We start from the raw sequence: 19,254 nt of genomic DNA on the forward strand, positions 1-19,254 counted from the left end.
ACACTTTGTTCTGTTGATGAAACCATGGAGGTATGAAAATGATTTTTGACAAAGAAAACTATCGTGCATTTGACCCAGAGGTATGGGAAGCAGTAGCGGCTGAGGAGCGTCGCCAGCAAAACAACATCGAGCTTATCGCTTCTGAAAATGTTGTCTCAAAAGCAGTTATGGCAGCACAAGGCACTGTCTTGACCAATAAGTACGCTGAAGGTTACCCAGGTAAACGCTACTACGGTGGAACTGACTGCGTTGATGTGATTGAAAACCTCGCTATCGAGCGTGCTAAAGAGTTGTTTGGCGCAGAGTTTGTCAATGTCCAAGCCCACTCTGGAAGCCAAGCTAATGCCGCAGCCTACAAGGCTCTCATCAAACCAGGCGATACTGTGCTGGGGATGGACTTGGCAGCTGGTGGACACTTGACGCACGGTGCCCCTGTCAGCTTCTCTGGGCAAACCTATCACTTTGTCCCTTACAATGTCGATAAGGACACTGAACGTCTTGATTACGATGCTATCCTCGCTCTTGCCGAGGAAGTGAAGCCAAAACTCATCGTGGCTGGAGCGTCGGCTTACTCACGCATTATTGACTTTGCCAAATTCCGTGAAATTGCTGATAGCGTTGGGGCTTACCTCATGGTGGATATGGCGCATATCGCAGGACTTGTCGCTTCAGGACATCACCCAAGCCCTGTGCCTTATGCTCACATCACAACGACAACGACCCATAAAACCCTTCGTGGACCTCGTGGTGGCTTGATTTTGACAAATGACGAAGCCCTTGCTAAAAAAATCAACTCAGCTGTCTTTCCAGGGCTTCAAGGTGGACCGCTTGAGCATGTCGTTGCTGCAAAGGCTGTCGCCTTTAAGGAAGCGCTCGATCCGTCCTTCAAAGACTACGGTCAAGCGGTTTTGGATAATGCTGCTGCTATGGCTGAGGTCTTTAACCAACACGACAATTTCCGTGTCATCTCTGGCGGTACAGACAATCACGTCTTCTTAGTGGATGTGACCAAGGTCGTTGAAAATGGTAAAGTCGCACAGAACATCCTAGAAGATGTCAACATCACGCTCAATAAAAATTCTATCCCATTTGAGACCTTGTCACCATTCAAGACGTCAGGTATCCGTATCGGCTCACCTGCGATTACAAGCCGTGGTATGGGCGTTGCTGAGGCACGCCAAATTGCCAACTTGATGGTGAAAGCACTTGAAAATCATGACAATGAAGCGGTGCTTGACGAGGTGCGTAGTGAGGTTGCCGAGTTGACTGACGCCTTTCCACTTTACGAAGGACTTGGGCAATGATAGACCTCTATATCAAGCAAATCATCATCCATCAGTTCTCGCCAAACGACACGGACCTCTACTTTTCAGACAAGCCTATCAGTATCACACCCAAGCTAGATGAGTATTTCCGTAAAAAATTAGCTAAAGTCTTTACCGAAGACGCTAAGCGTGGGCGTTTTGAGGAGGAAAATGTTTTCTTTGGCTATCTCAATGACGATTTGATGACGTCTTCAAAAAAGATTGCCGAGCTGTGGCGTGAGGAGTTTGTCAGCTCAGAGGATCAAAAGACTAATGATTTGATTTTCATCCAGTTTGATAAGGACGGCGTTGAGCATTTTGCTTTCTTGCGAGTGGCTTTGCGTGAGCACTTAGCCCACATCGACATGGATAGCGACACACCTATCAAGACGACCCAAAACAACCTGCCCTCAGCAGCGCAAACGCCTGACGAGGCGCTGGTTGTCAATCGTGTGACCAGAGACTATTATCTCATTGAAAAGCGGATGAAGCATAATGGTAGTTTTACGCATTATTTTTCAGAAAATTTGCTGCAAGTAGAACCTAGACAGTCTGTCAAAAAAGCTATACAGCAGGTGGAAAAAACGGCGCAGAAAATCGCTGAAAATTTCAATCAAGACGACTTTAATTTTCAAAGCAAGATGAAGTCTGCTCTGTATACGCACCTAGAAGAAGAGCAAGAACTCTCACCTGAAAAGCTTGCCAATCAACTCTTTGAGGACAATCTGACGGCTCGCTTGACCTTTGTCGATGAGCTAAAAGAGGACATTCCAGAGAGCATCTCGGTCTCAGATATTGACTACTCACGGCAGGCAAAAAAGCTGGAAAATCAAAAGTTATCTCTGTCTAATGGTATTGAGCTCATTGTGCCCAATAATGTCTATGAGGATGCGGAGTCCGTTGAGTTTATCCAAAATGCCAATGGTACCTACTCCATTCTCATTAAAAATATCGAAGATATAAGAAGTAAATAGTATGTTTAAATGGTTGAGACGTCTCGTTATCCTTTTACTTGTGGCTTTCGTGGCTTATCGTGCTTATCTGGTGCATGAGAGCGTCAAAAAAGTTGAAGCCTACAGAAGCATGGTAGCGACCAGTTTAGCTGAAAACGGTACCAATACCAATATTGACTTGATATTAGCCATTATTTATACCGAGACCAAGGGAGCAGAGCTTGATGTTATGCAGTCTAGCGAGAGTGTTGACGGGCAAGCCAATTCCATCACAGACTCTGAAACCAGTATCAAACAAGGTGTCAAGCTCTTGACGGACAATCTTGTCTTGGCAAATGAAAAAGGGACAGACGCTTGGAGTGCTGTGCAGGCTTATAATTTTGGGACAGGCTATATCGACTATGTGGCACAGCACGGCAAGAAGCACACCATTGAGCTGGCTAAGACCTATTCACGAGATGTTGTGGCACCGAGCCTTGACAACACGACAGGTGAGACTTACTTTTACCACCATCCTCTGGCTTTAATTTCTGGTGGTCGCCTTTATAAAAATGGTGGCAATATCTACTATGCTAGGGAAGTGCATTTTAACCTGTGGTTGATGCAGTTGTTCAATTGGTAATTAGAAAGACAGGCATGAAAGAACTAGGTTATTATTTTAAGGGGTATCTAAAAGAGACAATCTTTGGACCCCTTTTCAAATTGTTAGAGGCATCGTTTGAATTGATGGTGCCCTTGATTATTGCAAAAATTGTGGACACAGCTATTCCGCACAAGGACAAGTCGCAGCTCTATATGCTCATGGGTCTGCTCTTTTTGCTGGCGGTGGTTGGTGTTATTGTGTCCATTAGTGCGCAGTATTTTTCATCAAAAGCAGCTGTGGGCTACACCAAGCAGTTAACAGCGGACCTTTACGCCAAGGTCATGCGCTTGAGTAAGGAAGACCGAGATGAGTTGACCACCTCTAGTCTGGTGACACGCTTGATTAGCGATACTTATCAGATACAGACGGGTATCAATCAATTCTTGCGACTCTTTTTGCGGGCGCCGATTATCGTTTTTGGAGCGATTATCATGGCATTTACCATTAGTAGGCAAATGACGCTATATTTCTTAGGCATGGTGGTCATCCTCTTTGTGGTTGTCTTTACTATGTCACGTTTGCTCAATCCCTTGTACGCCAAGATTCGCCTAGCGACAGATAGTATCGTGACAAAGACACGTGAGCAGATGCAGGGCATGCGGGTTATCAGAGCCTTTGGGCAGATGAAGCGTGAGGAAGCGGAGTTTGAAGCGCTTAACAGCCACTACACGCACTTGCAGATACGGGCGGGGTATTGGTCGAGTTTGGTGACGCCCATGACTTACTTCGTGGTCAATGCCACTTTGGTTTTGGTTATCTGGCAGGGCAATCACTTGATTGCAGATAATCGTCTCTCGCAAGGGCTTTTGATTGCGCTTATCAATTATCTCCTGCAGATTTTGACGGAATTGCTCAAGATGACCATGCTGGTCACCTCACTCAATCAGAGCTTTATCAGTGCTGGACGGATTAGTCAAGTCTTTGCCAAACCTGAAGAAGCACTCGACGCTCCCCTAGAGCAAGAAAGGGTCACAGACCAAACAGCGCTCAAAGTGACTAATCTTCAGTTCACTTATCCTTTGGCAGCTGAGCCGTCTTTGAGTGGACTTGACTTTTCACTGCAAAAAGGAGCCTTTTTAGGCGTCATCGGAGGGACAGGCGCTGGTAAGTCAACGCTTGTGCAGTTGCTGGCTCGCCTGTATCGTCCGCAAAAAGGAGATTTGCAGATTTTTACAGACCAGCAGTCGCCAAAGACCATCCGAGAATGGCGAGATTTGGTGCACGTTGTTCCGCAAAAGGCTGAGCTCTTTCAAGGCACTATCCGCTCTAATCTTCTTCTTGGAATTTCAGAAGAGGTTAGCGATGAACAGCTTTGGCGAGCGCTTGATATTGCGCAGGCAAGCGACTTTGTCGCTCAAAAAGAAGGGCAATTGGATGCTGAGGTTACCGCTTTTGGGCGTAATTTCTCTGGTGGGCAGCGTCAGCGCTTGACCATCGCACGTGCCATCGTCAAGGCGTCGCCTTTTCTGGTCTTAGACGACTCGACATCAGCGCTTGATTATCTGACCGAATCCAAGCTCCTAAAGGCGATTACTAGTGAGCTTGAGACGACTTTGATTATGATTTCTCAGCGGACAAATAGTCTAAGGACTGCTGATAAGGTTTTGGTGCTGGATAAGGGACGTCAGGCAGGATTTGCCAGTTACGAGGCACTGCTTGAGACTAATGACCTCTATCAAGCCATTCACTTCTCACAACATCAGAAAGGAGACCAAGATGCGCGCTAGACATCAACAATCAACTCTAAAACGGCTTTCTCTTGACATCCTTTCTGAACGCAAATGGGTGCTGATAGCAACGATTTTGACCTGTGTGCAGGTAGGCTTGACGGTCTATCTGCCAGTTCTTATCGGAAATGCGGTCGATGTGGTCATAAGACCAAACGCCCTCCACAACATCCTCCCTATCCTCTATCGTATGGCAGTCGTCATTGGGCTCAACACCATCGTTCAGTGGCTCAATCCCATCATCTACAACCGTCTGACCTATCGCTACATCGCAAGTCTACGTCAGCGTGTCATGGAAAAGCTGGACAATCTGCCACTTGCTTATCTAGATAAAAAGTCCGTTGGGGACTTGGTTAGCCGTGTCACGACCGATACTGAGCAGTTGGCAAATGGGCTTTTGATGGTCTTTAATCAGTTTTTCATCGGTATTTTGACTATCCTTGTGACGATTTTTAGCATGGCGGATATTGACCTCTTGATGTTAGCGATGGTTTTGCTACTCACGCCGCTGTCGCTCTTTGCTGCTCGCCTTATTGCTAGTAAAAGCTACACGCTCTATCAAAAGCAGACCCAGTCTCGTGGGCAGGTGACGCAGTACATCGAGGAGATGATTAGCCAAGAGACGCTACTGCAAACCTACAATGCCCAAGACAAAAGCATTGAGGCTTTTTCTGAGCTCAATGAAAGCTATGCTAACTACTCCAAGAGTGCGATTTTTTACTCCTCAACGGTCAATCCAACGACACGTTTTATCAATAGCCTCATCTATGCGCTTCTAGCTGGTGTGGGGGCGTTACGTATCATGGCTGGCGCCTTTAGCGTGGGGCAATTGACCACCTTTTTAAACTATGTCAACCAGTACACCAAGCCTTTTAACGACATCTCGGCGGTTCTCTCTGAAATGCAGAGCGCTATCGCCTGTGCTGAGAGGCTCTACCTTATCCTAGACGAGGAGGAGAATCACCTGCCTGTCAAGCGTGCGCTCGATAGCCAGATCCTCTACGGACAGATGAGTTTTGAGCATGTCCAGTTTGGCTACGACAAGACCAAGCCCCTAATCAAAGATGTCAATCTGGATATTCCTGCCGCCTCAAAAGTCGCTGTTGTCGGACCTACCGGCGCTGGTAAATCCACCCTCATCAATCTGCTCATGCGCTTTTACGAGGTGGATAAGGGCAGTATCAAGCTAGACGGTGTGTCTATTTCAGACTACGACGTTGAAGATTTGCGTAGCCAGATTGGGATGGTCTTGCAGGAGACATGGCTCAAAACAGCTACCATTCATGATAATATCGCCTATGGCAAGCCAGACGCTAGCCGAGACGAGGTCATCGCTGCGGCAAAAGCTGCTAATGCAGACTTTTTCATTAGACAGTTGCCACAAGGCTACGATACCTATCTGGCAGACGCTGGTGCGTCGCTGTCGCAAGGGCAACGGCAGCTACTGACCATCGCAAGGATTTTTATCAAGTTGCCGAAGATTTTGATTTTGGATGAGGCGACGTCTTCGATTGATACCAGGACAGAAGCACTCATTCAAGCAGCCTTTGAAAAGCTTATGCAAGGGCGGACAAGCTTTATCATTGCACACCGCCTGTCGACCATTGAGACAGCCGATATTATCCTTGTCATGGTGGACGGTGACATCGTCGAGTATGGCAATCACCAAGATCTCATGGACAGAAAAGGTATGTACTACAGCATGCAAATGGCGCAAGCGACTTAGAAAAACGAAAAAACCGCAATTGCGGTTTTTCCTTTAGTCTAATAACTGAAAATCCATAAGAACAGGCTCGTGGTCGGAGTAGGCAAAACCGGTTACTTTGGTAGTCAAGTGATTGACCTTGATGTTGTTTGAGATGATAAAGCCGTCTAGCATGACTGTGTAGGTTTTGCTCTTGACGTAGGCGGTGTCAGTATTTCTGGCGCTATTTGCGAGATTCTCAAGTTCTGCTTTGCTGAGACTGTCCATAGCGAGCGTAAAGTCATCCCCTAGACTTGAGCGTGGGAAGGGATATGCCCAAGTGACGGGGCTTTTCTCGCCCTCTTTTGCCTTTAGATTGTGGTTAAAGTCGCCACCGACAAGGATGTAATTGCCCTTAGCCAGCTCTTTTTCCATGTCTGCTTTTAGCATGGCAAGCTGCGCTTTACGAATGCTATCGCTATTGCCATAGGCTGACAGATGGACGTTAAAGAGCACAAGGTCTTTGCTGTTAGTAACAGGGATGTGGTGGATGGCATAGGCACGGTCGAGATCTAGATATTTGGAAAAGCTAGTTGCGATAGGCAGAGAGCGCCGCAGAGCACTTGTGATAGGATAGCGGCTGTAAGTCGCAAGCCCAGATGTGTTCTTGCCATGTGGCTGTGTCAGTGGGTAAAAAAGAAAGCTAGAGTGGTAGTTGATAGCAAAGGTATGGCTGTAGTTTGCTAGCTGCTTAGTCAGCAAGTTCTCCTCATTGACATGATAGGAGCGTGTGCCGTTTAGATCCACCTCTTGAAAGAGAGCAAAGTCAACCTTTTCCTTTTTGATGGTTTTGCCAGCAGAACTAACAGCGTACTGGACACTCTTTTTACTCTTTGCCCAAGAGGACTTGCCACCGTCCATAAAAAAAGAAAAATCAGGCAGGTAAGCACCAAAGCCGATATTATACGTTGCGATACGGTAGTTGTGATTGGTCACAAGTTTTTCTTTGGTCGCTTTTTGCGTGACTGTGAGCGCTTGCTTATCTGGGATACGGTGATAATCCACAAGCACATAAGCCACATAGCTCCCAATAATCAAGACAAATACAGACAGTAAGATAAGCAGCCATTTTACTAGCTTTTTCATAAGTCACCTCATAGCAATTGTTAGTACTAGTTTAGCATAAATCAGCTCAAAACGGTATGCTAAGAAACACAAAAAAATCACAGCACTGAAAGCACTGTGATTTTTCTTTAATCAAACATTTTCTTAGCTGCTTTGAGCAGGGTCTTGATGTCTTTGTCATAACGAGGTGTAGGCACCAGTCGTGACATAGGCACACCTGCAAAGTGGAAGGCTGCAATCTCACCAGAGCGTACAGCACTTTGCTCAGTGAAAATCATTTGATAAGGTTGTTCTACAAACTCACCAGTAAAAGCAAGGTTGGTAGAATGTTTTGGAATAACCTTTGGACGGTCGCTCTTAGCACGGTTATTAAAGAGTGCAGAAGCATAAGGCATGTAAACTGGGATACAGTTGACCACACTCTTCATAATAGCTTTTTCTTTGGTTTCGATATTGATAGGACCAGGATCGACTTTGGATAATTGTCCAATCAATTCTTTGACCATTTCACGACCAGTCATTTCGATGTAAGGTTTGTCCACAAATTCACCTTTTCTGCGTGGATAGAGGAAGTATCCCCAAAGCACAGTTTCATTTGGTTTTTGAGTGGTGAAGTGTGGTTGGTGGTGCACCACGATAGACATGGTGACGTCCTTTTGATGAAGCGGGGTCACAGGAACGGTCGAAATGAACGAATTAAGCGCATTTCCGGGTTCTTGTGTGGTGATACGAGTGATTTCTTCGAGGAGAAGATGGTCTTTTGTGGTTAGTGTGAAGCTAACCCATTCACTGGCATCACGATCCGCAAAGAATTTGTCTGGATTTCCCAAGTTGTAGAAACGTTGGGTTGCTTTTTTCCAAAGACTAGAAGCAGCACCGTAGTCAGGATTTTCAGGAGCAGGTGTATCAAATTCACCGAGACTAGCAGAGTCTGTGATAGAGCCGTTGGTAAAGATAACTGCTGTATCCTCATCGACTTCGACAAACTCTTCTTGATTAGTATCGGTGTTTAGCATACGAAGACCTGTCACTGTAATCTCATCTTGCATAGGTGTTTCTTTAAATTCCCAGTCTGTCACCAGACGGTTAAGGACGATTTTGCAACCTTGCTCAGTCAAATAGTTAATCAAAGGCAACATGATACTTTCAAATTGATTGTAGCGTGTGCGATTGACACCGACCAAGTGCTCGATTTGCGTAAACTCATAAATCATTTGGTGCATGTAGCGACGCAATTCTTGCGCTGAGCTTTGTGTGCGAAAGGCAAAGGTTGTCTCCCACATAAACCAAAAGTTGGTTTCAAAAAACTCAGGGTCGTCCTTGAAGTACTCAGCAATGGTAACATTGTCAAGTTCTTCCTCTCTTGAGTCGGGCATCATGATGAGTTTAGTGAGAAGCTTACGGCTAGTGTTGTTGAGCCCTAAATGACTACCGTTGACAATACCCTTGCCACCTTCTAGCAATCTTGCTTTGTCATAAGTTGGGTGTGCTGCGTCAAACTCACGTGTGTCTTGTGCAGCAGTCATTCCTTGCTCAGTAGCCGATGGAATACGGTCAAGCAAATCCATCAAATCGACGTAAGTGCGGTAGTTAAGCATGCGTCCACCACGTGCAATATAGCCTTTTTGATTTTCCATAGGGTGATTTTTATTCCAATAATCATCCTTAGCAGCTTCAGTAGTGGAGCCATCATTTGAACCGTGGTCGTCCAAGGAGTAAAAGGTAATCTGATCACCATTCCAACCACCTTCCTGGATAAGGTACACAGCCGCCGCCATATTGGCGATTCCTGCCCCTATCATGATTGCTTTTTTCTTTTGCATAAGGCTATCCTCCACAAGGCTTAGTCGTCTTGTAATGTAGAATCGAATTCATCGTAGGCTTGTTTGTCATTTTCAAAGAAGCCTGCTTTGTGTGCAATACATGCGATACCAAGGCTTACACCTAAGCCTAATCCGAGTAATAAAAGATGTTTTTTCATAGTTCTTTCCTTCCTTTCTGACTCCATCATAGTCCTAAAAAGAGGCAAAGTCAACGTAAAAATAAAAAATAAATGAGATTTTCCACAGTTTTTTTAACACTGTAAACTAATGATATTGTCTTTTTAAGCTTTCAAGCGTATAATCTTAAACTAGGATAGTATGCGGTTTTGAAAAATCCCTCTGAAAATAAGAAAATTATTTACATATTGCAAACGCTTGCACCAAGTGCTAGAATAAAAGCGGAAATTGTTTTTCTAATCTATTTTGGAGGATTTTGAAATGAAACGTCAACCGACAGACAAATGTCAGCGCTATGCTATTAAAAAGCTGACTATCGGAGTGGTATCTGTAGCGACAGGTGCTAGTATCTTGCTCTACAGCCCGCAAGTCTTGGCAGAAGAAACCAGTCAAGACCAAACCACTGAGCTTACAACCAGTGAGAATGCTTCAAAAAACCAAGCGAGCGAAACGCTAGCGACCTCTCAGTCAAGCACAACGCCAGAAACGCAAGGCGCAGAAACCGTTTCAGAAAAGACAGCGGACAATGCAACCGTTGGCACAGAAACGACAGAAACAGAGACGCTACAAGCTAACCCCGAGCAGACAACCACGCCGTCTACGACAGAAGAAGTAGCTACACAGCCCGCTCCTTCTAACTCCACTGTAGAGACGAAAACAGAAGATAAAGAAGCAACAGAAAACGCAGAAGAAGGCAATCAAGAAGTAGTAAGTCAAACAAACACGACTACAACCACAGAAACAGCGACTCCCATTCAAGAAACGATTGTAGAAACACCCAAAATCGAGGAGGGCTATTTCAGACTTCACTTTAAGAGCTTGCCAAGTCAGCAATCACTAGAGAGTCTGGGTCTCTGGCTTTGGGATGACGTGGATAGCCCATCTGCCAATTGGCCTGACGGCGCCATGCCTCTCGCACAAGCTAAGAAAGATGATTATGGCTACTATATCGACTTCAAACTGTCACAAAATCAGAAAAAGCAAGTATCTTATCTGATTAACAATAAAGCTGGCGACAATCTCACAGGCGACCAGCACATCTCGCTTTTAACGCCTGAGATGAACGAAGCTTGGGCAGATGATAGCTATCACATCCACACCTATCAGCCACTTGAAAAAGGCAGCATTCGCCTTAATTACTATAGTTCAACGGGCAATTACGATAACTTGGCGGCTTGGCTCTTTAAGGACGTGAAAACACCATCTACGGATTGGCCAAACGGACAAGACTTTATCAAAAAAGGCGCTTATGGCGTCTATATCGACATCCCTCTTAGCGAGAATGCTAAGGAGCTTGGCTTTTTAATTCTTGATAAGAGTAAGAGTGGTGACGATGTCAAGATTCAGCCAAATGACTATATCTTTAAGGACCTTGCCAATCACACACAGATTTTTGTGCGTGATACCGACCCAAAAGTTTATAACAACCCTTACTACATTGACCAAGTGCGTTTGACAGGTGCCGAGCAATCAGACCTTGATAGCATTCAAGCGACCTTCACAACGCTTGATGGCGTGACTAAAGACGATATTTTGAAAACGTTTCATATGTTAGATAAAGATGGCAAAGAAGTCACAATCACAGACATTACGCTCAAAAAGGACAGTCCAATTTTACTCATCAAAGGCGATTTTCATCCTGATAAGACTAGCTATACACTCACTTACAACGACTCTAGCCAGCAAGTGCGAAATTCGTGGGAATTAAAAGATAAACTCTATGCCTATGATGGTGAGCTGGGGGCAAGACTTAGCGAGGATGGCTCACAAGTCAGCCTAGCCCTTTGGGCACCGAGTGCCGAGCAGGTCAAGGTTCTCGTCTATGATAAAAACGACCAAAGTAAACTCATCGGAGAAGCTGCTCTAACTAAGGGCGATAGAGGCGTCTGGACAGCTCAGCTAGATGGAAAAACGCCACTTGGCATTGCTAACTACACAGGCTATTATTACCTCTACGAAATCACACGCAACAATGAAAAAGTGCTGGTGCTAGACCCTTATGCCAAATCACTTGCTGCTTGGGATAGTAGCAGGACTAACGACACCATCAAAACCGCTAAAGCTGCCTTTGTAAATCCAGACAAGCTAGGACCTAGCGACCTCGACTTTGCCCACATTGACAATTTCACTCGGCGTGAGCAGGCAGTTATCTACGAGACACACGTGCGTGATTTCACGTCAGACCCAGCACTTGACGGCATGCTCAATCATAGCTTTGGGACATTTTCAGCCTTTATCGAAAAGCTGGACTACCTCAAAGAGCTTGGCGTCACTCACATCCAGCTGCTCCCTGTTTTGAGTTATTTCTTTGTCAATGAACTGGATAAAACACGCTCAGAAAACTACACCTCAGCTGACAATAACTACAACTGGGGCTATGACCCACAGCATTATTTCTCACTGTCTGGCATGTACTCTGAAAATCCAAATGACCCAGAACTTCGTATCAGCGAGTTTAAGAACTTGGTCAATGAGATCCACAAACGTGGCATGGGTGTTATTTTAGACGTTGTCTACAATCACACGGCAAAAACTTATCTTTTTGAGGACATTGAGCCAAATTACTATCACTTTATGAATGCGGACGGAACAGCCCGTGAAAGCTTTGGTGGTGGTCGTCTGGGGACAACCCACTACATGAGCCGTCGTCTCCTGCTGGACTCTATCAAGTATCTGACCAGCGAGTTCAAGGTGGATGGCTTCCGCTTTGACATGATGGGAGACCATGACGCAGCTGTCATTGAGCAAGCCTTCACAGAAGCAAAAGCTATCAATCCAAACATCCTCATGCTAGGCGAAGGCTGGCGCACTTATCAAGGCGATGAGGGGAAAAAGGTTCAAGCTGCCGACCAAGACTGGATGAGTGCTACTGATACGGTCGCTGTCTTTTCAGATGACATCAGAAACACCCTCAAGTCTGGCTATCCAAACGAAGGCATACCAGCCTTTATCACAGGTGGTAAGAAATCTATCAAAGAGCTCTTTAGCACCATAAAAGCGCAGCCAAATAACTTTACAGCAGATGACCCAGGGGACGTCATCCAGTATATTGCAGCCCATGACAACCTCACTCTTCACGATGTTATCGCTAAGTCTATCAATAAAGACCCTAAAGTAGCAGAAGCAGAGATTCATCAGCGCATTCGTCTTGGAAATGCCCTCATCTTGACCTCACAGGGAACACCTTTCATCCACGCTGGGCAAGAGTACGGACGGACAAAGCAACTGCTCAATCCAAACTACATCACAAAAGTAGCCGATGACAAGGTGCCAAACAAAGCCACGCTCATCGATGCGGTCAAGGAGTACCCTTACTTTATCCACGACTCCTACGATTCATCTGACGCAGTAAATCACTTTGACTGGGAGAGTGCGACAGACTCAACCACGCACCCGATAAACACCACAACGCAGGCTTACACCAAGGGTTTGATTGCTCTGCGTCGCTCAACGGACGCTTTCACCAAAGCGAGCAAGGCAGAGGTTGAGCGTGATGTCAGCTTGATTACAGACCCAGAGCTTGGTGATGTGGCAGCAGATGACCTGCTCATTGGCTACCAAAGTGTCGCTTCAAACGGCGACATCTACGCTGTCTTTGTCAATGCCGACCAAAACCAACGCACCATACACCTGCCACAGGCTTATCGTCATTTGCTTGGCGCTCAAGTCCTTGCTGATAGCAGGACAGCAGGTACAAGACCTATCGCACAGCCTCACGGTATCACCTTTGGTGAGGACAGCCTCACTATTGATGGCTTAACCGCTATCATCCTGAAAGTGCCAAAGGAAAAATCAGACAGCACTGAGGAAAAGGACACCAATGAAACTTCTAGCGACTTAGGTACGCCAGCTAATAAACCAAGCCATACCCTACTTGCGACAAGCAACTCAGCGCAAGTCCAACAAGCAGAAGATAAAGAGACACCTGTCCTAGAAAACAAGCAGGCACCAACTAGCAATGCACAAGCACAGCAAGCCAGCCTACCAAATACAGGCAGCAAGTCTGGCAACATCCTCACCCTCCTAGGAGCTAGCCTGATCGCTCTCGCCACAAGTCTCCTAGGCTTTGGCAAATCTCGCAAGCACTAAAAACAAAAACTTGTCAGCAATGGCAAGTTTTTTGACCTTTTAGGACGCTGTCGTCTCAATAAAAGCGTTTTTGGAGGTGGTGACAATGAAACAACTACACACTTTGAGATTATTGCGCTTTGTGACAGGGCAGTTGCCTGTTCTTGCTTTATTTGTCCTACTGTTGTGCGGAGGCTTGGCTGACAGCACGCTTGCTGTGCAGGCACTCGTTGTTCTTCTGGCGGTAAGCGCAGCCTTTTGCAACTGGTACTTTGCACGGGAGATTAAGCAGGAGGAAGAGCGAGAACAAGCAACGCCCAACCTCATGCTGACGCAGGTGAGTTATAGCATTGCCCTAGCGCTTTTAGGCAGCGCTTGTGTCGCACGTGCCTTGCTCGCCTCTCAAACCTATCAGCAAGTTATCGCTTTTATCTGCGCAGCGATTTGCTTTTTGCTGACAGCTGGACTCCTTTGGGGCTGTTATCTCATCAAAAAAAGCCAAGGCTAACACCCTATGACCTCTTTTCAAGAGGTCGTTTTTAGTTTTTTGACCTTTTAGGACGTATTTGCTACCTTTTAGGAAATAGTATATCCATTCACCTTGTCTTGTGCTATACTACTATAGGTGCTTACAAATGCACTAATGAAAAAGGAGAATGAACATGAGCGCTAATCAAAAGAAAGAAGAACAATTACTGAACCTTATCGACACTTGCTTGTCCTCAAGCTTGTCTGAAAAAGAGAGGGAAATCCTACAGCAGGCAAAGGCAGAATTGACCAAACCAAACGCCTATCTATCTCGTGTGGTAGCCGATTTAGAAGAAACGCTTCGTCCATTAGCCATCAAGCAAGAGCTATCAAATGATGTGAAACCGCTTTATAAACTGATAACCAGCCATGAGTTCAAAGACAAAGGAGTAGGTATCGGTCTAGCCAGTATAGGCATGTGGCTATAAAAGCACACATCAAGGAGAGACAATGAAAGCCATCTACAAAGGAAAAGTGGCGGAGCTTTGGGAGATTGGGAGAACCACACCTCAGCCCGACTGGGTGAAGCGAGCCTTTCAGCAACATCTTATCTGCTGGATGGATGAGCATGTCCGTATCCTAATGGCAGGGCTACGCCCATCCGTCACGACAAATCTCAAAATAGGAGCTACAGGAACAGCAGGCGGAGGCTTTGCAGGCTATGGCATGTATGTCCTAGGCTACTCAGGAGATTACCTCGATGTCACTAATCACAGAGTTATATCAGCTAAGACCTTTCACAAACACTATAGATTTATAGAAGAAGGAGGCAATCTATGAACAGCGTACTCGTTGCACTTATGTGTGTCAATATATTCGATATGCTCTATGACATGATACGAAAAAGACAGTCAAACCGATACGCTTGGTTTGTGATTGTTGTGTCTTTGGCGTATTTTGTATTTCATAACGCAGTGTTCCTTATATTTGTCGTCGTTTATTCTTATTTCTTTTACAGCAAGCAAAATGGAGATGTGAAAAAGGAGAGTGACTCATGATAAGCCTGACAACATGGCTTTACTCGATGTTATCAGACTCATTTCAATCTTGATAGACAATGCTGTGGAAGCAGCTCTCAAGGCGGAACATCCGCAGATAATGCTGAATATCCATGAAGACAAAGATGACTATACTATTGTCATTAGCGATAGCACCAAGGAGGAGAGAACACCCATAGCCTACCTCAGCGGCAATGGCTATACCAGTAAGAAAGCTGGCGAGCACGGTATTGGTCTAGTGACGATTAAACGCTTCAAGGACAAGTATCCTCAGCTAAGTGTCGAAGCGACTAGTGACCAGTACAGGGTGACGCAGATAGTAGCAGTGAAAAAGCAAATGCATTAAGCTATTTGCTTTTTTATGATTGCCACTTACTAATTAATTCTGCCTTACACTGTTGTTGGCTGAGCGAGAGATGACCTTTGCGGAGCTCGTTAGGCAGATGTTTGTAGGAGAATACCATTACCCAAGCGAATTTTGGCGCTTGTATCGCAAACTGTATCATTACAAAAGAGAGCACTTTCTACCACAAGAACGTTGGGTAGACAGAATGGTTGCGGTTCTAGGTGTTGACTATGCAGAGTTCTTTAGACGGTACTAAAGGTTGAAATTTATTTGGTTGTTCCCTTGTCAACAATCTAGAAGCTACCTCAAAACTAGAAGAATTCATTTTCACTAACAATATCTTGATTCTCTGCCGTATACTTGGTCAGAGATGTTTGAAATATTTGCAAGTATCTACAGATAACCATTTTCAATGATCAATAAGCAGTTCTATTGTTCCGCAAATCAGGTTATGTCGTTCCGCAAATAGACGTATCGTTCCGCAAATGATATAATAATAAGCGGAAATGAGGTAGACTATAATGTTTATGACAGTAAAAGAAGCTGCTATTAAGTGGGGAATATCTGAAAGGCGCATTCGTACCCTTTGTTCTCAAGGCAAAATTGATGGGGCGTTTCAAGATGGTAAGCTTTGGAAAATACCTGCTGGTACAAAGAAACCAGCTGATGGAAGATTAAAAAAAGGTTCTAACCTGTTAAAAAACATAGAGGAAAAGAAAACAGAGCTATCTAAAAGAAGGCCGATGACTGAAGGTGAGGTTGAACGTCTTAATGAGCAGTTTTTAGTAGAGTTCACCTATAATTCGAACGCCATTGAAGGTAATACCCTGACTTTAAGAGAGACTGATATGGTGTTGAGAGGATTAACCATTGATCAGAAACCCTTAAAAGACCATTTAGAAGCCATTGGTCACAAGGAAGCATTCCAATATGTGCAAACCTTAGTCTCTGAAAATTTCCCTTTGACAGAAAAAATAATAAAGGATATTCATTACCTCGTATTATCTGACAAAAAGGATGATAGAGGTATCTATCGAAATGTTCCAGTTCGTATCATGGGCGCTTCTAATGAACCAGCTCAGCCATACATGATTAGACCCAAAATGGAACAACTACTCATAGAGTATCACGAGAATACAGAGGATATCATTACCAAACTAGCAAAGTTCCATATTGAATTTGAGAGTATTCACCCATTCATTGATGGCAATGGAAGAACAGGACGATTATTAGTGAATTTAGAACTAATGAAAGCTGGTTATCCACCAATAGATATTAAATTCACTGACCGTTTATCTTACTATAAGGCATTTGATGACTTTCATTCCAAAGGTCAGTTGGCTCCGATGGTAAACTTATTTGCCAAATATGTGAATGAACGCTTAGATGATTATTTGTCTATTCTTGATTGAGACAAAACTATCCAGTATTGCTCACTGTACAGTCCAATTGTTTATATGCCTTTGCAGACAAAAAACACATATCTCAATGTTGTCTTTATACTACAAAGTCATATCTTATATAGTGTAAAAGCAACATTTTTGGGGATACGACTTCTTTACATGAAATATCTCTATTAAGACGATGAATAAGCTAATATTTTATTTTGCTAAAAAATAAAGGTCTAAACGTACCAAATTTGGTGTGTTTTTGCTTTTTATGGTATAATAAAAGAAAATGGAGGAGGTATTCTATGATTGGAGACAACATAAAATCTTTACGAAAAACACATGATTTAACACAACCAGAATTTGCTAGAATCGTAGGTATTTCACGCAATAGCTTGAGCCGCTACGAAAATGGAACTAGCTCAGTTTCGACAGAGTTGATTGATCGTATTTGTCAAAAGTTTAATGTGTCATATGTTGATATCGTAGGAGAAGATAAAATGTTAACACCTGTAGAAGATTACCAGCTGACCCTCAAAATGGAAGTGCTTAAAGAACGTGGCGCTGCTCTTCTTTCAGAACTTTATCGCTACCAGGATAAACATGGCATCGCTTTTGATGACGAGACAAATCCTTGGATTTTGATGAGTGACGATTTAGCAGATATCATCAATACTCAGATTTATCTCGCAGATACTTTTGAGGAATTGGAGCGCTATGATGGCTATTTAGATGGCATTGAACGTATGTTGATGATGACTCGTCATCAGGTGGTAGCGTAATGAAACTTGAAGAATTTAGTAGCCCTGACTTTCAGCAGGCTTTAAAGAGAAATATTCGTACCTTAACTCGTGGGAAGACTGTTTCGGAGCAACCACAAACTATCTTACTTGGTGGTCAAAGCGGTGCTGGAAAAACAACGATTCATCGCATTAAACAAAAGGAATATCGAGGGAATATCATTATTATTGATGGCGATAGCTATCGCTCCCAGCATCCTCATTACCTAGAATTGCAGGAAAAATACGGCAAAGATAGTGTCGACTATACAAAAAGATTTGCTGGGAAAATGGTGGAAGCACTAGTTGATGCATTAAGTCAGTTAGGATACCATTTATTAATCGAAGGGACATTAAGAACAGCAGATGTCCCACGACAAACAGCTCAATTGTTGAAATCAAGGGGCTATCAAGTATCACTAGCACTCATTGCGACAAAGCCAGAGTTGTCCTATCTCAGTACTTTAATACGTTATGAGGAACTCTATGCTAAAGATCCAAATCAAGCTAGAGCAACGCCTAAGAAACATCATGATTACATTGTTAATCATTTGGTTGAGAATGTCAGAGCGTTGGAAAACGAGAAGTGCTTTGAGCAGATTCAAATTTACCAAAGAGATAGGAGCTGTGTCTATGATTCTGAAACAGACGAAGGTTCAGCTGCGGCTGTCTTACAAGAATGTCTCTTTGGGAAATGGAGTAGAATTGAGGAGGACATGTTACTGGCGGGTAAGGAACGGTTGAAGGCTCTAGTTTTAGGAAACGAGGAGAAGGCATGAAGTTAACAAAAGTCATTATTAAAAATTTTAGATCTTTTGGTGAAAGTCAAGCAGTTAATATTAACGATCAAACTGTACTTATTGGGAATAATAGCTCTGGAAAAACAACAGTACTACAGGCATTAAGTAAGCTGTTTTCAGATAAACAAAGTGATAGAATAATTCATCAAAGTGATTTTCATCTACCAAAGGGATCAAGACCTGGGGAGAATACTAGGAATCTTTTTATAGAAACTATTTTTGAATTTGATGAACTTGGTGGGACTTATGGTCCAGCCATTCCATTATTTTTTGAACACTTTACAGTTTATCAAGATGATACAAAACCTTTTCTACGAATCAGATTGGAATCTTCTTGGGAGGATGATGGAACAGTCGAAGGAAGTGTTGATACTCAAATCTATTATATTTCATCTGATGAGGATATCATTAGAGATGAAGATAAACATCGCGCCTCTAGAAAGGATTTGGATAAAATTAGGGTGCTTTATGTACCAGCTTCAAGAACTCCTGAGAAAGAGTTGGGAAATGCTTCTGGTAGTATGTTAAGCAGACTGGTAAATAGTGTAAATTGGACCGAAGATGAGATAAGGGAAATTACAGATAAAATTGATGAGTTGAATAATACTTTTTTATCTGACAATGGAGCATTAACCCAAATCAATCAAGAAATTCAGAAATCATGGGAACTATATCATGAAGATAAACGTTTTTCTCGGGCTGAGTTAACTATTAATTCTTCTGAAATGGCAACAGCACTTAGACAGATTGCTTTGAAATTTTCACCAACTACGACTGAAGAAGCATTTACAGTTTCGAACTTAGGCGATGGACTAAGATCAATCTTTTATAAAACAGCCGAGAACACTCTTGACTTTAGTCATGAGATGAATCGGCTTCAGTTGTTGCCTAACTTGAGTTAGGTAAAACAA

General features: G+C 43.8%; 17 protein-coding genes and 1 pseudogene. 15 read left to right on the forward strand and 3 right to left on the reverse strand.

The genetic code is table 11. The annotated features are described in order from the left end of the window. The first annotated feature begins 38 nt into the window (after positions 1–38). Genes glyA through AALA56_RS06345 form a run of 5 tightly spaced genes read left to right on the forward strand, consistent with a single transcriptional unit; the run spans position 39 to position 6,353 of the window. Entirely contained in the window at positions 39–1,304 is a 1,266-nt protein-coding gene (gene glyA / locus AALA56_RS06325; RefSeq protein WP_369909263.1) for a serine hydroxymethyltransferase, read from the forward strand. Then, positions 1,301–2,278: a nucleoid-associated protein gene (locus tag AALA56_RS06330; RefSeq protein WP_369909264.1), complete on the forward strand. Its 978-nt coding sequence runs from the start codon at positions 1,301–1,303 to the stop codon at positions 2,276–2,278. Before glyA ends, AALA56_RS06330 begins: the two co-directional genes overlap by 4 nt. A gap of 1 nt (position 2,279) precedes the next feature. Continuing rightward, entirely contained in the window at positions 2,280–2,879 is a 600-nt protein-coding gene (locus AALA56_RS06335; protein WP_369909265.1) for a lysozyme family protein, read from the forward strand. A gap of 14 nt (positions 2,880–2,893) precedes the next feature. After that, on the forward strand, positions 2,894–4,627 hold the full coding sequence (locus tag AALA56_RS06340) for an ABC transporter ATP-binding protein (protein ID WP_369909267.1): 1,734 nt from the start codon (positions 2,894–2,896) through the stop codon (positions 4,625–4,627). After that, positions 4,617–6,353, forward strand: a complete 1,737-nt coding sequence (locus tag AALA56_RS06345) for an ABC transporter ATP-binding protein (RefSeq protein WP_369909268.1) — start codon at positions 4,617–4,619, stop codon at positions 6,351–6,353. The genes AALA56_RS06340 and AALA56_RS06345 overlap by 11 nt, the downstream gene beginning before the upstream one ends. A gap of 33 nt (positions 6,354–6,386) precedes the next feature. Here the strand turns inward: AALA56_RS06345 and AALA56_RS06350 are convergent, their stop codons facing one another. From AALA56_RS06350 to AALA56_RS06360, 3 genes are all read right to left on the reverse strand, one after another. Further along, positions 6,387–7,457 (reverse strand): endonuclease/exonuclease/phosphatase family protein, encoded by a 1,071-nt coding sequence (locus AALA56_RS06350; protein ID WP_369909269.1) that lies wholly within the window; start codon positions 7,455–7,457, stop codon positions 6,387–6,389. 107 nt (positions 7,458–7,564) lie between these two features. Then, positions 7,565–9,259, reverse strand: coding sequence for an oleate hydratase (locus tag AALA56_RS06355; RefSeq protein ID WP_369909270.1), 1,695 nt, complete (start codon positions 9,257–9,259; stop codon positions 7,565–7,567). A gap of 20 nt (positions 9,260–9,279) precedes the next feature. After that, a complete protein-coding gene (locus AALA56_RS06360) occupies positions 9,280–9,417 on the reverse strand; it encodes a methanol dehydrogenase (protein ID WP_369909271.1) in 138 nt (45 codons plus the stop codon). Between the two features lie 280 nt (positions 9,418–9,697). Between AALA56_RS06360 and AALA56_RS06365 the strand changes: the two genes are divergently transcribed. From AALA56_RS06365 to AALA56_RS06410, 10 genes and pseudogenes are all read left to right on the forward strand, one after another. Further along, positions 9,698–13,525: a pullulanase gene (locus AALA56_RS06365; protein ID WP_369909272.1), complete on the forward strand. Its 3,828-nt coding sequence runs from the start codon at positions 9,698–9,700 to the stop codon at positions 13,523–13,525. A gap of 85 nt (positions 13,526–13,610) precedes the next feature. Then, positions 13,611–14,012 carry a hypothetical protein gene (locus AALA56_RS06370; RefSeq protein WP_369909273.1) on the forward strand — a complete coding sequence of 134 codons (402 nt, stop codon included), beginning with the start codon at positions 13,611–13,613 and terminating at the stop codon, positions 14,010–14,012. Positions 14,013–14,166: 154 nt separating this feature from the next. Further along, positions 14,167–14,460, forward strand: coding sequence for a bacteriocin immunity protein (locus tag AALA56_RS06375; RefSeq protein WP_369909274.1), 294 nt, complete (start codon positions 14,167–14,169; stop codon positions 14,458–14,460). A gap of 22 nt (positions 14,461–14,482) precedes the next feature. Beyond that, the gene (locus tag AALA56_RS06380) at positions 14,483–14,812 is read left to right on the forward strand and encodes a role in replication (RefSeq protein ID WP_369909275.1); all 330 of its coding nucleotides are present in this window, start codon (positions 14,483–14,485) and stop codon (positions 14,810–14,812) included. A gap of 231 nt (positions 14,813–15,043) precedes the next feature. Continuing rightward, positions 15,044–15,376 (forward strand): GHKL domain-containing protein, encoded by a 333-nt coding sequence (locus AALA56_RS06385; RefSeq protein WP_369909276.1) that lies wholly within the window; start codon positions 15,044–15,046, stop codon positions 15,374–15,376. A gap of 55 nt (positions 15,377–15,431) precedes the next feature. After that, a complete protein-coding gene (locus AALA56_RS06390) occupies positions 15,432–15,632 on the forward strand; it encodes a transcriptional regulator (protein WP_369909277.1) in 201 nt (66 codons plus the stop codon). Between the two features lie 265 nt (positions 15,633–15,897). Continuing rightward, positions 15,898–16,788, forward strand: coding sequence for a Fic family protein (locus AALA56_RS06395; RefSeq protein WP_369909278.1), 891 nt, complete (start codon positions 15,898–15,900; stop codon positions 16,786–16,788). Between the two features lie 281 nt (positions 16,789–17,069). Continuing rightward, complete coding sequence (gene pezA / locus AALA56_RS06400) at positions 17,070–17,546, forward strand: type II toxin-antitoxin system antitoxin PezA (RefSeq protein WP_369909279.1); 477 nt, start codon at positions 17,070–17,072, stop codon at positions 17,544–17,546. Then, the gene (gene pezT / locus AALA56_RS06405) at positions 17,546–18,322 is read left to right on the forward strand and encodes a type II toxin-antitoxin system toxin PezT (protein ID WP_369909280.1); all 777 of its coding nucleotides are present in this window, start codon (positions 17,546–17,548) and stop codon (positions 18,320–18,322) included. Before pezA ends, pezT begins: the two co-directional genes overlap by 1 nt. Next, a pseudogene (locus AALA56_RS06410) lies at positions 18,319–19,218 on the forward strand (AAA family ATPase); the annotation flags it as partial. The gene pezT and the pseudogene AALA56_RS06410, both read left to right, overlap by 4 nt. Between the last annotated feature and the right edge of the window lie 36 nt (positions 19,219–19,254).

The sequence above is a fragment of the Streptococcus hyointestinalis genome, assembly GCF_041225505.1.
GTDB classification, from domain to species: domain Bacteria; phylum Bacillota; class Bacilli; order Lactobacillales; family Streptococcaceae; genus Streptococcus; species Streptococcus hyointestinalis_B.